The sequence below is a fragment of the Brevibacterium sp. SMBL_HHYL_HB1 genome (assembly GCF_018208375.1).
GTDB lineage: Bacteria > Actinomycetota > Actinomycetes > Actinomycetales > Brevibacteriaceae > Brevibacterium > Brevibacterium intestinavium.
Window position 1 is genome coordinate 3,624,499 of the sequence record NZ_CP062936.1, and the last position, 15,840, is coordinate 3,640,338.

At 64.3% G+C, this 15,840-nt stretch carries 9 protein-coding genes; 4 read left to right on the plus strand and 5 right to left on the minus strand.

Annotated features, from left to right (window positions below):
• Positions 1-44: 44 nt before the first annotated feature.
• The 5 genes from trxB to IG171_RS16620 form a co-directional block, all read right to left on the minus strand.
• Positions 45-1,019 (minus strand): thioredoxin-disulfide reductase, encoded by a 975-nt coding sequence (gene trxB, locus IG171_RS16600; protein ID WP_212128446.1) that lies wholly within the window; start codon positions 1,017-1,019, stop codon positions 45-47.
• 183 nt (positions 1,020-1,202) lie between these two features.
• Positions 1,203-3,644, minus strand: coding sequence for a virulence factor MviN (locus IG171_RS16605; protein WP_212128447.1), 2,442 nt, complete (start codon positions 3,642-3,644; stop codon positions 1,203-1,205).
• 21 nt (positions 3,645-3,665) lie between these two features.
• Complete coding sequence (gene murJ, locus IG171_RS16610) at positions 3,666-5,285, minus strand: murein biosynthesis integral membrane protein MurJ (protein ID WP_212128448.1); 1,620 nt, start codon at positions 5,283-5,285, stop codon at positions 3,666-3,668.
• A 3-nt stretch (positions 5,286-5,288) separates the two neighbouring features.
• Positions 5,289-7,571 (minus strand): DUF6049 family protein, encoded by a 2,283-nt coding sequence (locus tag IG171_RS16615; protein WP_249203765.1) that lies wholly within the window; start codon positions 7,569-7,571, stop codon positions 5,289-5,291.
• Positions 7,568-8,056, minus strand: coding sequence for an NUDIX hydrolase (locus IG171_RS16620; RefSeq protein ID WP_212128449.1), 489 nt, complete (start codon positions 8,054-8,056; stop codon positions 7,568-7,570). The genes IG171_RS16615 and IG171_RS16620 overlap by 4 nt, the downstream gene beginning before the upstream one ends.
• Positions 8,057-8,183: 127 nt before the next feature.
• On the opposite strand from IG171_RS16620, the gene IG171_RS16625 reads away from it, so the two are divergent.
• The 4 genes from IG171_RS16625 (at position 8,184) to IG171_RS16640 (ending at position 15,833) form a co-directional block, all read left to right on the plus strand.
• Positions 8,184-9,659: a CCA tRNA nucleotidyltransferase gene (locus IG171_RS16625; RefSeq protein ID WP_249203766.1), complete on the plus strand. Its 1,476-nt coding sequence runs from the start codon at positions 8,184-8,186 to the stop codon at positions 9,657-9,659.
• Positions 9,660-9,878: 219 nt separating this feature from the next.
• Positions 9,879-11,252 carry a choice-of-anchor L domain-containing protein gene (locus tag IG171_RS19195; protein ID WP_249203767.1) on the plus strand — a complete coding sequence of 458 codons (1,374 nt, stop codon included), beginning with the start codon at positions 9,879-9,881 and terminating at the stop codon, positions 11,250-11,252.
• Positions 11,253-11,484: 232 nt separating this feature from the next.
• Complete coding sequence (locus IG171_RS16635; RefSeq protein ID WP_212128451.1) at positions 11,485-13,191, plus strand: AMP-binding protein; 1,707 nt, start codon at positions 11,485-11,487, stop codon at positions 13,189-13,191.
• A 281-nt stretch (positions 13,192-13,472) separates the two neighbouring features.
• Complete coding sequence (locus IG171_RS16640) at positions 13,473-15,833, plus strand: transglycosylase domain-containing protein (protein WP_249203768.1); 2,361 nt, start codon at positions 13,473-13,475, stop codon at positions 15,831-15,833.
• The last annotated feature ends 7 nt before the right edge of the window (positions 15,834-15,840 follow it).

Here is a 15,840-nt window from a genome sequence, read left to right on the forward strand (position 1 = left end):
GACAGGGAGTTTCATTCCCCGCCCGCAAGTGGGCGGATGGTGCTTCAGGACGCGGCGGCTGCCACTTCGGCCGCTGCCGGTTTCGCAGCGGATTCGAGGTCGGCGATGTAGTGCTCGGCGTCGATGGCCGCAGAACAGCCGGAACCGGCTGCGGTGATGGCCTGGCGGTAAACCGGGTCGATGACATCGCCGGCGGCGAAGACTCCCTCGACGGAGGTCTTCGACGAGCGTCCCTCCACGGTGAGGTAGCCATCGGGGCGAAGTTCGAGCTGATCGGCGAACAGATCGGTCCTGGGGTCGGAGCCGATGGCCACGAACATTCCGGTCACGGGCAGTTCCGAGGTCTCCGAAGTGACGGTGTTGCGGATCGTCAGCCCGGTCAGCGAATCCTCGCCGTGGATCTCGGCCACCTCACTGTCGAGGAGGAACTCGAGCTTCTCGTCCGCGCGGGCGCGGTCCTGCATGGCCTGGGAGGCTCGCAGCTCCTGGCGGCGGTGGACGAGCGTGACCTTCGAAGCGAAACGGGTGAGGAACGTGGCTTCCTCGAGTGCCGAGTCGCCACCGCCGATGACGGCGATGTGCTGGTCGCGGAAGAAGAATCCATCACAGGTGGCGCACCAGCTCACACCGTGACCGGACAGCTGCTTCTCATTGGGCAGACCGAGCTCGCGATAGGCCGAACCGGTCGCCAGGATCACTGCCTTGGCCGTGTAACGGGCACCCAGGGCAGTTTCGATCTCATGGGCTCCGGGGTTGAGCTTGAGGTTGGAGACGTCGTCGTAGACGACCTCGGCACCGAACTTCTCAGCCTGCTCGCGCATGCTCTCCATCAGCTCAGGTCCCTGCACCCCCGTGGGGAAACCGGGGTAGTTCTCCACATCGGTGGTGTTCATGAGTTCGCCGCCTGCGGTCACGGAACCGGCGATGACGACCGGTGAGAGGTTCGCACGCGCTGCGTAGACAGCTGCGGTGTAACCGGCCGGACCCGACCCGATGATCACCAGTTGAGTATCAGTCATGTGAAAGGATTCCTGTTTCTGCTTGCTGTGGCCGACGCGTCACGGCGTGTCGCGCGGAATGACTTCGTACCTATAACCGTACGGTGCCGGAAACTATTCCGCACCCTTCGTGAACCGGGTCGTGCCTGTGATCGTGGATGATCGAACACGGTCGTCGGCCCATCGTGCCAGGCTCGGGACGGGCTATCCGAAGATGACGGAACTGATCGTGGCCTTGTACCCGCCCTCGCTCTGAGGCAGTTCGGTGACCCAGAGGATCAGTTTGTCGGTGGTGACGTCCTCATCGAATTCGATGGTGGCACCTTCATCGGCGTCGAAGACTCCCTCACCGATGACCTCGGCATCCTCAGGGTCGTCCCCATCGCGGATCTCGAACTTGCCTCCGGAGTTGCCGGACTTGACCTTGACCTTGCTGACGGTCGACTCGTCCTCGAACTCGATGAGCAGACCGACACCGGATTTGAGGTTGCCGAACTCCGCCGAGTTGTAGCGATCGGTGTTCCACGAACCCTCGGTCTTCGGAATCACGTTCTCGGTCTCGCTGTCGTGCTCCTCACCATCACCCTGTGGGTCGAGCGATTCGACGGATGCGATCTTCGGCGGCTCGGGCTTCGGCGTCTTCTTCGTCTCCGTCTCCGTCGGCTCCTGGCTCGGCGTGGGGGTCTCTGTCACCGGGGCGGACTCATCCTCGCCGGAGTTGAGGTTGCTGACCACGATGCCCACGACGATGGCGGCGACGATCACGAGACCGAGCACCAGCCACAGGAAGGGCTTGCGCGTGGCCGCGGGAACGCGATCGTCCGTACCCGCACCACCGGATGAACCGCTCCCGCCGGCAGCAGAACCGCCTCCGCCTCCGGAACCGGCCGCTGCGGCAGTGTCGGAACCGTTCGACGCTGCCGCAGCGCCGGCTGCGCCTGCCGCCCCGGCCTGGCCGGCCGCTGCTCCGGTCGCAGAGCCCGATCGCTTCGACGAGGTCGTCGTACGGGCCTCGCTGTGCTGCTGACGCGGGGTGCCAGCGGCCTTGCGCTCGGTCGGCCGGATCGGCTCCGAGCCGGCAGCCTCCTCGGTGGTCTGAGCGCTCTGGTCGTCGACTGTGTCGGGAGAGAGCCGACGCATCTCCTTCGGCGGGACGGCCTCATTGGCTTCCTGCTGTCTGGCAGCCGAACTCGCCTCGAAGGCGGCCAGACGCCTGCGCGCCTCTTCTTCCTTGGCCTTCGCGATGCGGCGCTCGCGTTCGTACTCTCGCCGCTGATGCTCTCGCTGCTGCTCAGTCGTTTCGAACATGCCCCCGAGGAACCAGGACCCGTCGTCGTCATCCTCGTCGTTGTCCATGATCACGCGCGTGTCGTTCTCATCGTCCTCGTCCTCGGGCACGATCTCGAGTGCCTGGGTATCGGGATCGGATTCGTCCTGCCGGCTCATGATCGGGGTCGTGGAGTTCATGTCATATTCGTGCGCGGCGTACTCCGAGTACTCGGAGTAGGTCTGCTCGGGCTCCCACTCGTCCCACTCCTGAGCGGCGTTGTCGAGCTCCTCCTTGGCGATGGGAAAGCTCGAGGCTTCCCGCATCTGCATCCGATCCGCGTAGCGTCCCGTTGTGTGCCCGACCACTCCGGCAGCCAGACCGCGGGTGCCGGGGCGGGTGATGCCGATGCGCACCAGAGCCGCCTGCACTTGGTCCTGGCTCGCGCTCTCGGTCTCCCCGGGCCCGCGCCCGATGGTATTCGACCGCGGGGTCGGCAGCCGGGTCGCTTCCTCGAAGCTGCGTGGTGACTGCTTGAACAGAGTCTCGTTCTCGGCCACGGGCGCGCGATTGACGTAGCGCAGCAGCTCCGGGTCCCAGGAGTCGATGTAGCCGAGGATCTCGGCCACCGAACCGGGACCGGGATCCGTGCCCGTGATGATTCCGCTGACGAAGTCATCGAGTTCGTCGGTGACCTCGGGGTTGAGCGTCTTGACCCGGGCGATCCGCGCATTCTCCTTCTGGGCAGCGGGAATGCCGTCGCAGGCCTCCTCCGCCGGCCAGTAACCGGTCAGAGCCGAATAGAAGAGCCGGATGAGATCGAGTGCGTCCTGACGCGAGGCCTTCGTCGGTGTGTATTCCTTCGGATCGATCAGTCCGGTGTCCAGCGCCAATGCGGCATCGATGCCGATGCCGGCGATGACCACCGCACCCTTCGAGGTCAGCCCCACGACGCTGGGGCGCAGGAACATGTGGAACAGTCCCCGCCTGGCCGAGGTCACCAGTGCGGATCCGACCTCGCCGACGAGCGCGCAGGCGGCGTCGACGGGCAGCGGCGAACGGGGCAGGATCTGATTGAACGGCGTGACTGCGATGCGCTTGATGACGATGTAGTCGAGACCGTTCGAATGACCGACGTCGAGGGTCGGAGCGATGCGCGCGTCACCGAGGATCGAGACGCGGCGGGCGGCCTCGAGCACGTCATTGGACCCACCGGCATCGGCGACGAGGATGAGCACGGGTTCGTCGAGGATCGCATCCAGACCCGTGCAGACGGCACCCACCTCGGGCTTCTCGGGCAGCCACCGGCGGTCGACGGACGATACGACGTAGCGGCCGGCCACCACCATGCCGGGTTCGATATCGATCAGGGCGACCACCTCCGGTGGGGATTCAAGGGCTCAGGCTGCTCTTCTCAGTTTTCCAGCAACCACGTCAATAATCGAATGCAACTCTCTGGCTCTGAGCAAATAACAAGCTCCGATGAAGAATACGAGCATCACGCTTCCGACGAGGGCCGTCGTCGCGAACGCCTGCCAGCGTCCGGCCAGAGCGAAGTCCGGGAAGAAGTAGAGCAGACCGCAGCCGGCCCCGCCGGCGACGATCGCGGCGAGGAGGAACTTCAGGTGCGCGGTGAGGATCTCCTTCAGATCGATCTCGCCGAGGCGCTTCTTGAGGATCGAGAACGACAGGATCATCGCGAACAGGTAACCCAGACTCATCACCAGGCCGATGATCGCCACCGTCACCGATTTCGGGAAGATCGATGCCGAGAGCACGGCCAGTGACTGAAAGATGATCTGCGGCAGCTGGATGAAGAAAGGGGTCTTCGCATCCTCATAGGCGTAGAAGACTCGTTGGGCCAGATAGTTCGCGCTGAAGGGGACGAGTCCGAAGACCATGGTGATGATGACCAGCCCGATCGCCATGGCCTGTTCCCGCCCGGTGCCGGCGATGACCATGGCCACCGGTGAGGCCAGCACGATGAGGGCGGCGGTGGCGAAGGCATTGATGAGGCCGACCATCCGCACACCCATGGAGAAGTCACCGATGACCGCCGCGGTGTCCTTTTCGGCAGCGTCTTTGGCCAGGGAGGTGAACAGCGCCGTGGCCAAGGACACGGCGATGAGCGAGTGGGGGAGCATGAACACGAGGTAGGCGTTCGTGTACGCGGCATTCGAGGCGTTTCCGTCCCCGGGAACCGAGGCGCCTGACGCGACCCTGGAGATGACGAGGAACCCGAGTTGGCCGATGAGCATGGCTGCAAAGGTCCAGAACGCGACCTTGCCGGCCGAAGCGAGACCGACGCCGCGGAAGCCGAAGGTCGGTTTGTACTTGAAGCCGATCCGCTTGAGCGGCCAGATGAGGATGAGGGCCTGGGCGGCCACGCCGAGGGTGGCGGTGCCGGCGATGAGTGCGATCTTGTCCGGGGTCCAGGTGGACAGTTCGTGGGGTGAGGCGTTGTTCGTGCCAAAGATGAGGATGAAGACCGCGAGCCCGCCGATCGCGACGATGTTGTTGAGCACCGGTGCCCACATGTACGGGCCGAAGGATGACTTCGCATTGAGCACCTGGCCGAGCAGCGTGTAGAGGCCGTAGAAGAACAGCTGCGGCAGGCACCAGTAGGCGAACGCCGTGGCCAAGGCCATCTGTTCGGGGCTCCACCCCGAGGAGTAGAGCCATACGAGCAGCGGTGCTGCGAGGGTTGCGAGGACGCTCACGGCGGCCAGGATCATGAACGACAGGGTGAGCAGGCGGTTTGTGAAGTCCTCACCGCCGTCCTCCCGTTTCGAAGCCCGCACGATCTGAGGGACGAGCACGGCATTGACCACACCGCCGGCGAGCAGCATGTACAGGGTGTTCGGCACCTTGTTCGCGATGTCGAAGGCATCGGCCTGGACGGCGGTCACACCGATCGCGGTGGCCAGCAGCGAGGCCTTGACGAGTCCGAGCACTCGCGAGGTCAGAGTGCCTGCGGTCATGATCGCCGAGGACTTGGCCAAGGAAGAGAAACTGGACAAGCGCTACCTCTTTTCGGGGTCGTCTGTCTGGGCACGAGCCATGGCGTCGGCCAACTGCTGTTCGGGGATCTTCGGTCGTCCGCGCGAGATGGTTTTGACCAACCCGATCACGAACACGGCGGCCAGAGCCAATCCGATCACGGCGGTGCCGATGTTCTCCCAATCGGCGCGGACCCTGACCATGAGCGACTCCTGCTTGGGCAGGACGACATCGTCGGCAGTGACCATTTCGATCGTGGTCGGCACATCGGCATTGGCCAGGCCCTCGACGGGAACGTCGACGCGCGTCGTCTCCTCGGCCGGCACCTGCACGGTCTCCGTGGTGTGCGCTCGCAGCTGCGGAGTGGCCGGTTTCATCCGGATGTGCAGGGTCGCCTCGGCGGGGGAATCATTGACGATCGTGACCGGGATCGTCGTCTCCTCCCCAGTGACGAGGAGGATCGATGACCCCTTGCGCAGGTGCAGGCTGTCCATGAGATCCCGACTCTGCTCGCGTGCGGCGTCCGCGCAGATGTTCGCGTTCCTGCCCAGGGTCCACGCCGCCGAAGTGCAGCTGAGCAGCTCCCGATCCAGGCGGATGTCGGCGGCTTCCTGATCGGTGAAGACGCTGTTGAAGTCCTCCTGGTCGGCACGGGTCTCGGCCAGGGACTTCACCGCCTTCGTCCGGATGTGCGGCGCATCGGAGGGCGTGTGCAGCAGTCCGCGGGATTCGACGGACGAGTCGAGGAGCTCATCGACCCCGGTCGGGTCGATCCAGGGTGCGGAGTTGAGCGCTTCGACCGTCTGCTCCCACCCCTCCGAGGCGGCCGCGCGCGGCAGAGGGACGAACAGGTGGCGCGAGCGGTAGGGAGCTTCGGATTGGATCGCGGCCGATTCGGCGACGAGCTCGGACAGCACCGAGGCGGGGTGATCCGAGGCGATCGCCTCGGCGCTCAGGTCCGTCAGAGTGGTATCGCTGACGAGGGTGTCGATCGTCGACTGACCGTCATCGGTCGTCGTCGTATTCGAGTGCGCGTCATCGTGGATGCCGCTCGTCGACGGCTGCTGCTCATCGCTGATGATCGCGGTGGTGTTGCCGGTCTTCGTCAGCGCCCGCAGCCCGCTCTTCGTGGCACTGCCGGCCACGGGCCAGGCGATGTCGGTGCGTGCCTCGGGGAACACGTCCTTGACGATTCCGCGCTGCTTCTGTGCGAATTCGGCCAGCCGGTCGATCTCGGTCCCGCGCAGGGCGCTGAGGTCCGGATCCCCGAAGGGCAGAGCGATGATCGTGTGCTTCTGGGCCGCGGAGACGAAGTCCTCGTACCAGGAATTCAGGCGTTTGCGCTGGTCCTCTTCGGCTTCGATCTCGGCTGCGCTGGCATCGTCGTCGCTGTCTGCGACCGCCGCCTGCGGCGTCTCGGTCCCCTCATCGCCGGGTCCCTCGGTGTCCTCGGGTTCCTGGCCATCGGCGGGCGGTTCGGCGACCGCGGCTTCGAAGGAGGCGATGACTCGGGGGTCGACGGCCAGTCCGAGTTCCTTGTTCTCGAGCAGCTTGCGGATCCGCGACAGCTCACCGCCTTCGCCGATGGCCTCGTCGAGCCGATCGGGGTCGATGATCCCGCCGGTGGAGTGGCCGGGCAGGGTGACGGGTGCGAGCATGCTGATCTTCGTCTGGTCGAATTCCGGGTCCGGATACCAGGTCGTGAAGCCGATCTCGGAGGCGCGCAGACCGGACTCGTCGCCGAGTTGGACCGCGAGGCCCCGCGGACCCCAGGAGTCCACGGGTGAGGACTTGCTCAGACCGAGGTCGTCGGCCGGAACGGTGAAGGTGAACTCATAGGAGGAGCCGGCGTCGATCCTGTCGTCGAAGGTCGCGTCCACGGCGGTGCCGGTCGACTCCTCGTCGTCGCCGTCCTCCTTCGCCTTCTTGCGCGCCTCAGGACCGTGGTCGTCGAGGTCGGCGATCGTCCGGTGCTGTGCCTGTCCCTTCTTCCAGGAGCTCAGGCGGGAGCCCGAGTCGAGTGTGCGCGTCGACAGCTCCAGATCCAGACTCGGTTTCTCGATCGGCTTCTCGGTCGGGTTCGAGATCAGCCCGCGGACCGTCAGCGTCCCCTTCTCATCGATCCACGGAGTCACCTCGTCGAGGGTGATCGACACGTCGTCCTGCCCGTCGTCGGCGGAGGCCGAGTCCGTCGTGGCCGCGGCTGCCGGGGCGGCCGAGAGTGCGAAAACCGGCCCTGCCAGCAGGAGGAGTGTGCTCAGCAGGGCGGTGATCAATCGCAGGCGGCGGATGGGAATGGCTTTCACGGCTCCAGTCGGGACACCATCGGAGATGCGGCGGCGACGATGCGACGTTCATTGGCGAACGACAGTCGCGAACGCAGGTCGGAAAAGGGCACCCACGCCGCATCGATCGCTTCTTGGTCAGGATCATTATCCACCGTCAGGGCCCCCGACTGTGCACGCAGGAGGAAATGGTGGACGAGTTTGTGGATCCGGATCCCGGCCACCGTGAACCAGTAGTCGACGGTGCCGAGCGGGCAGATGATGTGACCGCGGATGCCGGTCTCCTCCTCGATCTCACGGCGAGCCGCCTCGGCGGGGGTCTCCGTGCCCTCGAGGTGGCCTTTGGGCAGGCACCATTCGATCCGGCCGGCCCGATTGATGCGGGCGATGACCGCCACGGTCAGACCAGGATCCGAAAAATCGACGACGATGCCACCGGCGGAGATCTCCTCCACCGTGGTTCGGCGGGACGTGCGGGGTCCCGGCTTGGGCATCGGTGTGGTCATTCTCCCACCTTAGTAGGCGAAGCTTGGAAGTTCCGTGTCATCGGCTCCCGGTAGGCTTATGGAGGCCAGAACTTCCGCCTGCACCCGGGCGGAGCGTCAAGAGCAGAAATCTGGAAGAAGGAGCTCGGTGGATCCGCAGATCGCGCACACCCGACTGCACGACAAGCTCGATGAGCTCGAGCACATTCTCGGCCCCCTGGGTCAGAGGTTCTCGGACGCAGGCTTCGAGCTCGCCCTCGTCGGCGGTTCCGTCCGTGACGCGCTGCTCGGCCGGCCCATGCCCGATCTCGACTTCACAACGGATGCCCGGCCCGATGACATCCTCGATCTGATCTCGGACTGGGTCGACACGCACTGGGACATCGGGCGCGAGTTCGGGACCATCGGGGCCGTGAAATCCGGTGTGCAGATCGAGATCACGACCTATCGGGCCGAGGCCTATGAGGCGGATTCGCGCAAACCGGTCGTGCGCTTCGGCACGGACCTCGACGCCGACCTCGTCCGTCGCGACTTCACCATCGGGGCGATGGCGATCCGTCTGCCGGGCAAGACCTTCGTCGACCCGTACGGCGGTTTCGAGGACCTCATCGCCGGTCGCATCCGCACCCCCGGCGCGGCATCGGATTCGTTCTCCGACGATCCGCTGCGGATGATGCGGGCGGCCCGCTTCACCTCTCAGCTCGGACTCGACCCCGTCGCCGAGGTCGAGGAGGCGATGAGCGCGATGGCCGAGAGGATCGAGATCATCTCCGCCGAACGCGTCCAGGTCGAACTCGTCAAGCTCATGACCGGCATCGACCCGGCGGCCGGCATCGACCTGATCGTGCGCACGGGCATCGCCGACCATGTCCTGCCAGAGGTGTCCGGACTGCGCCTCGAGACCGACGAGCACCACCGCCACAAGGACGTCTACCAGCATTCGCTGACCGTGCTGCGCCAGGCCATCGACCTCGAAGACCGCTACGCCGCCGCGCAGCGCGAGGCCGGCATGGACGATGACGATCCGCAGCGTCTGATCGTCCCGGACTTCATCGTCCGCTTCGCCGCGCTCATGCACGATGTTGGCAAACCCGCGACCCGTCGCTTCCAGCCCGGTGGGGCGGTGACGTTCTACCATCACGACGCCGTGGGCGCGAAGCTCACGGCGAAGCGGATGAAGGCGCTGCGCTTCGACAAGGACACGACGAGGGCAGTTGGCCGCCTCGTCGAGCTCCACCTGCGCTTCTACGGCTACGGCGACGCGGGATGGACGGACTCGGCGGTGCGCCGTTACGTCACCGATGCCGGTTCCCTGCTGACCCGGCTGCACATCCTCACCCGCGCCGATGTGACCACGCGGAACAAGAAGAAGGCCGACCGCCTGGCCTTCGCCTACGACGATCTCGAAGAGCGCATCGAGGCCCTGGCCAAGCAGGAGGAGCTCGATTCGATCCGCCCGGATCTCGACGGCCGACAGATCATGGCGATCCTCGACATCGAACCATCACCCCTGGTGGGCAAGGCGTACAAACACCTGCTCGAGCTGCGGATGGAGCACGGACCGCTCGGTCCCGAACGCGCTGAGGCGGAACTGCGGGAATGGTGGGAAGCCCACGGACAGTGATGGGCCCTCGCTGGGCCGTGGGCCTCAGATGAGGGTCAACCGGGGTGGAGAGCCGTTCCTGAATTGTTAGTGAAAGTATTTCCGTAGTAATCTGTATTCGGCGGTAATCTGCCGATGACAATGAGCATTGTCGCTGTAGTAATTGAAATCTTCACTTTTGCAATGACCAGTTGACTGGGGAGACCTCTGTCTCCCCGCTGATCGTTTTGGAGAGAGTACATGGACGTACCATTCAGACGCGGACGCGTCGCCATCACCGCGGGGGCAGCCGCTCTGGCTCTCGTCGGTATGAGTGCCTCTTTCGCCCAGGCCGCTCCTGCCGACCTGCGCGAACAGTCGGCTCAGCAGCAGGTCGGCAGCCAGGCCTCCCCGGGCCAGAGCGCCGCCGATCTCACAGGCGGCCTCACCGCTGAAGGGCTCGTCGAACAGATCGTCGGCTCCGGAGTCGACGTTTCGAACGTGACCTACACCGGTGCCGATACTGCTGCCGGCACGGTCTCAGGTGTCACCGACCTCGGCATCGAATCGGGTGTGGCGCTGTCGTCGGGAGCCGTGAGCGGGGAGTACTCCTCACTGCTCGGCCCGAATTCCGATGATTCGATGTCGACCATCTCAGGCACCGCCGGAGATGCCGATCTCGATGCGATCGTCTCACCCAATTCGACGAACGACGCGGCGGTGCTCGAATTCGACTTCGTGCCCGAGACCGATCAGATCGCCTTCACCTATGTGTTCGGCTCCGAGGAGTACAACGAATACGTCGACAGCTCGTTCAACGATGTCTTCGGCTTCTTCGTCAACGGTGAGAACTGCGCCGTGACCGATTCAGGTGACCCGGTCACGGTCAACACCATCAACAACGAATCCAACGCCGGCCTCTACAATGACAATTCCCAGGAGGCCGACACCCCGTTCGACACCGAGCTCGACGGATTCACCGATCCGCTCGTCTGCGCAGCTGCGGTCACGGCCGGTGAAGCCAACCACATCAAGCTCGCCATCGCCGATACCTCCGACGAGATCCTTGACTCCGCTGTCGTGATCGAACAGGGCACGTTCAAGGCGAACACTGCTCCGGTGGCCGAGGACAGCGACTTCACGACGACGCTCGACACTCCCGTGGAAACGCCGCTGGATGCCAGTGACGTCGACGGCGACGCCCTGAGCTACACCGTCGTCGATGAACCTGCGAACGGCACGCTCACCGGCACCGGGGCCGATCTCACCTTCACCCCCGACTCGGGCTTCCTCGGCGAGACGAGTTTCACCTTCCGGGCCAATGATGGAGCCGCCGATTCGAACCTGGCCACGGTCACGGTCACGGTCGCCGAGGAGCCCACCGAGGCTCCGACGGACGAACCCACTGACGAGCCCACTGACGAGCCCACCGAAGCTCCGAGCGATGAACCCAGCGATGAACCGACCGAGACCCCGGGTGACGAGCCCAGCGATGAGCCCACGGACGAACCGACTCCCGGCGGTGAGCTCCCGCGCACCGGTGTGGACGCCGCGGTGACGATGGGAGCGGCCGGCCTGCTGCTGCTCCTCGGCGGTGCTGCAGTGTTCCTCACCCGCAGGAACCGTCGGAGCTGACCGAGTGACCTCGGCAGCGAACTGAGCGACCTCCATTACGGTCACTGACAAGGGCATCGGCCCCGGACGAATCCGGGAGCCGATGCCCTTGTCATCTGTGTGCGGCCGAAGAAATCCCACCCCGGCGGAAGTCGGATCAGACCGACTGGTAGATTCGATACCACAGACGAATGTGCCAGACATCACATGACGACACAGTCGGTGGCGTGGCCGATGACGTGAGGAGATCACAATGACAGTGACCGACGAGTTCAGGGCAGCCCGAGATCAGCTGATCGAGCTCCGCAGCGACTACGATGCCGCCCGCGAACAGTTCGAATGGCCGCGCTTCACCCACTTCAACTTCGCCCTCGACTGGTTCGACAAGGTCGCGGAGAACAATGACAGTCCCGCCCTGTGGATCGTCGAACAGGACGGTTCCGAGGGAAAGTGGTCCTTCGCCGAGCTCTCGGCCCGGTCGAACCAGGTCGCGAACTACTTCCGCCGGGCCGGGGTCAAGCGCGGCGATCACGTCATGGTCATGCTGAACAACCAGGTCGAGCTGTGGGAGACGATGCTCGCCGGCATCAAGCTCGGGGCCGTGCTCATGCCTGCGACCACACAGCTGGGTCCGATCGACCTCAGCGACCGAGTCGAGCGCGGTCGGGCCGAATTCGTCGTCGCCGGTCCCGACGATGCCGCGAAGTTCGACGAGGTCGAGTCCGAGGTCGTGCGCATCGTCGTCGGCGGTCAGGCCACCCGCCAGCAGGACTACACGTACTCGGAGTCCGCCGAGGAGTCCACCGAGTTCGACCCGCAGGGCAAGTCGCGGGCCGATGACCTGCTGCTGCTCTACTTCACTTCGGGCACGACCTCGAAGGCGAAGATGGTCGCCCACTCGCACGTGTCCTACCCCGTCGGCCATCTGTCGACGATGTACTGGATGGGACTGACGCCCGGCGACATCCACCTCAACGTCGCCTCTCCCGGCTGGGCCAAGCACGCCTGGTCGAACATCTTCACCCCGTGGATCGCCGAGGCCTGCGTCTTCCTCTACAACTACTCGCGCTTCGATGCGAACGCTCTGATGGAGACCATGGACCGGGTCGGAGTGACGAGCTTCTGCGCCCCGCCGACGGTGTGGCGCATGCTCATCCAGGCCGATCTCGGTCACCTCAAGACCCCGCCGACGAAGGCCCTGGGCGCGGGAGAGCCGCTCAATCCCGAGGTCATCGACCGTGTCAAGAGCGACTGGGGCGTGCTCATCCGCGACGGCTTCGGTCAGACCGAGTCGACTCTGCAGATCGGCAATCCGCCGGACCAGGAGCTCAAATACGGGTCGATGGGCAAGGCGCTGCCCGGCTTCGACGTCGTCCTCATCGATCCGGCCACCGGTGAGGAGGGCGATGAGGGTGAGATCTGCCTCCGACTCGATCCCCGTCCCATCGGTCTGACCAGCGGGTACTGGTCGAATGAGGAGAAGACGGCCGAGGCCTTCGCCGACGGCGTCTACCACACCGGTGATGTCGCCGAACGCGATGAGAACGGGTTCATCACCTATGTCGGTCGCGCCGATGATGTGTTCAAGGCCAGTGACTACCGTCTGTCCCCGTTCGAACTCGAGAGCGTGCTCATCGAGCACGAAGCCGTCGCCGAGGCCGCCGTGGTCCCCTCCCCGGACCCCCTGCGTCTGGCGGTGCCGAAGGCCTATGTCGTCGTGTCCGAGAAGTTCGCCGCCGATGCCGAGACGGCACGGTCGATCCTCGCCTACTGCCGGGAGAACCTCGCACCGTACAAGCGCATCCGCCGCCTCGAGTTCGCCGAGCTGCCGAAGACGATCTCGGGCAAGATCCGTCGGGTCGAGCTGCGGGCGCGCGAGGACCAGCTGCATCCCTTCTCCGGCGAACCGGTCGTCGAGGGCAACGAGTACGCGGACACGGACTTCGACCTCAAGGGCTGAGGGCGAGGCTACGCTCGTTCAAGCCGGTGGACTGTTGAATGTGAGCAAACACGCACCCGTCATAGTTGATTCTCATGTCGTGAATTAAAATTCCTGGTGAGATGCCGAATGCAGGGTTAGTCGGAGAACTATTCGGTAACCCGGCAAGTCTGCAGGGCCTCAGGCTCAGCACTTTTTCATCCTCTACTAATGAATGCGTGCGAAACTGATTGGCGTCTTTGACCTTTTTCGGACCTCGTCGCCACGCATTGCGGCAGGCTGACTGACCTGGAGGACCTTGGGTGGCTAAGGGACAACACACAGCCAAGAACATCGGCAGGAATACGAAGAATCTGCTCAACTACCCCAGAGCGGGTGTGAGTGGATGGACTCGCTTCCTGCCGAGCATTCGCATACTCGTCGTCGGCGGGCTCAGCCTCGTCATCGCCCTGTGCGTGGCATTCGCCGTCGGGTATGCCGCAACGGACATCCCCGAGCCCAACCTCGAGGCCACCGGTCAGACCTCGACGATCTACTACAACGACGGCAAGACGCCGATCGGTCAGTACAAGGTCGAGGACCGCAAGTCGGTGGACATCGAAGAGATCTCCAAACCGATGCAGAAGGCCGCGATCGCCGCCGAGGACACCTCGTTCTACGAGAACCGCGGCATCTCGATCAAGGGTCTCTCCCGCGCCGTCGTCGGTGTGGTCACGAACCAGTACGCGGGTGGCGGTTCGACGATCACCCAGCAGTACGTGAAGAACTTCTATCTCACGAACGAGCACTCGCTTGATCGCAAGATCAAGGAGATGTTCATCTCGCTCAAGATCGACCAGCAGCAGTCGAAGGACGAGATCCTCGCGAACTACCTCAACACGATCTACCTCGGCCGTCGTTCCTACGGTGTCGAAGTGGCAGCGCAGAACTACTTCGACAAGCCGGCCTCGGAACTCGACGTCAGCGAGTCCGCTCTGCTGGCCGCGATGATCCAGCGCCCAGGTGCCGCCGACCCCTCGGACAACCCGGAGATGTACGAAGACCGCTTCAACTACGTGGTCAAGAACATGGTCGACGAAGGTTTCATCACCGAGGAGCAGGCCGCGAAGGTCGAGATGCCCGAGGTGCGGAAGCAGAACAAGGAGTCCTCCCTGTCGGGTCAGAAGGGCTACATGTGGGACTTCGTCCGCCGTGAAGCTCTGCGCAAGCTTGATATCGACGAAGCTCAGCTCGACCGCGGAGGCTACAACATCGTCACCACATTCGACAAGGATCGGATGAAGGCTGCGGAAAAGGCGATCGAGACGCTCCCGCAGGATCAGCCGGAAGGCATGCAGGCCGGACTCGTCTCCATCGACCCGGATGACGGCGGAATCGAAGCCTTCTACGGTGGCAAGAACTACCTCGATCAGGCGTTCAACGCCTCGACGCAGAGCCATGTGCAGGCCGGTTCGACGTTCAAGCCCTTCGCGCTCGTCGCCGGTCTGGAGAACGGTGTGCGGCTGACCGATTCGTACCCGGGTGCCAGCCCGACGACGCTGAACAACGACGGCACTCCGTGGGAGGTCAACAACTTCGCCGGTACGAGCTACGGCCCCGTCAGCCTGCTCAAGGCGACGCAGTCCTCGATCAACACCGCTTACGCTGCACTCAATGTGCAGGTCGGGCCGGAGAAGACCGTCGACGTCGCAGAACGTGCGGGCCTGAGTCCGAACTGCACCGACAAGGAGAAAGCGTCCGGTGATACCGGCGGCTGCTCGATCGATCTGACCAAGAACCCCTCGAACGTGCTCGGTACCCCCAGCGTGAAACCCATCGACATGGCGTCGGCGTACGCGACATTCGCCGCGAACGGCGTCCACCACGAGACCCACTCGATCAAGAAGGTCACAAAGGGTGCCGAGGACGAGGAAGTCTACAAGGCCGAGACCAAGGGCAAGCGCGTCTTCGACAAGGCCGTTGGTGCTGAGACCTCGTACGCCCTGAGCCAGGTCGTTCAGGGCGGTTCGGGCAGCTACGCCCAGAACCTCGGACGCCCCGCGGCCGGTAAGACCGGTACTACGACGGGTAATACAGCGGCTTGGTTCTCCGGTTACACTCCGAACCTCGCGACATCTGTCGTGCTGTACCGCGAGGTCGACGGCAAGCAGACGTCGATCGGCGCGTATGGCGGTCGCGGCGAAGTCACCGGTGGTTCGTTCCCGGTCCAGGTCTGGACGGACTACATGCAGACGGCGCTCGAGGGAGAGAAAGTCGAACAGTTCCCGGCACGCGGCGAACTGCCCGACAAGCCCAAGCCGAAGAACTCGAACCCGGCTCCGGCTCCTAAGCCCGAACCCAAGGAAGAACCTGAGCCCGAGGCTCCCGCCGATAACAGCGACGGCGACGAGGGCAAGGAGACCGAGGCTCCGATCGAAACTCCGAAGGACGACGAGGACAAGGACAAGGATTCCGACGGAGACGAGAAGGGCAAGGAAGAAGGCTCGAAGGACGGATCGGACGATTCGAAGGACTCCGAAGGTTCGGCGGACGGATCGAACGACGATCCGCCGAAGGACGATCCGCCGAAGGATGATCCCCCTAAGGATGATCCCCCTGAGGATGATGGGGCGGAAGGGGGCCACCCCATCAAGCCACCGAAGTCGCCTGGTGACAACGGCTAGTAACCTC

Excerpts from the sequence above, each read along its gene's own strand:
- trxB (WP_212128446.1), bottom strand. The coding sequence starts at position 1,019 with ATGACTGATACTCAACTGGTGATCATCGGGTCGGGTCCGGCCGGTTAC.
- IG171_RS16620 (WP_212128449.1), bottom strand. The coding sequence starts at position 8,056 with ATGACCACACCGATGCCCAAGCCGGGACCCCGCACGTCCCGCCGAACC.
- IG171_RS19195 (WP_249203767.1), top strand. The coding sequence starts at position 9,879 with ATGGACGTACCATTCAGACGCGGACGCGTCGCCATCACCGCGGGGGCA.
- IG171_RS16635 (WP_212128451.1), top strand. The coding sequence starts at position 11,485 with ATGACAGTGACCGACGAGTTCAGGGCAGCCCGAGATCAGCTGATCGAG.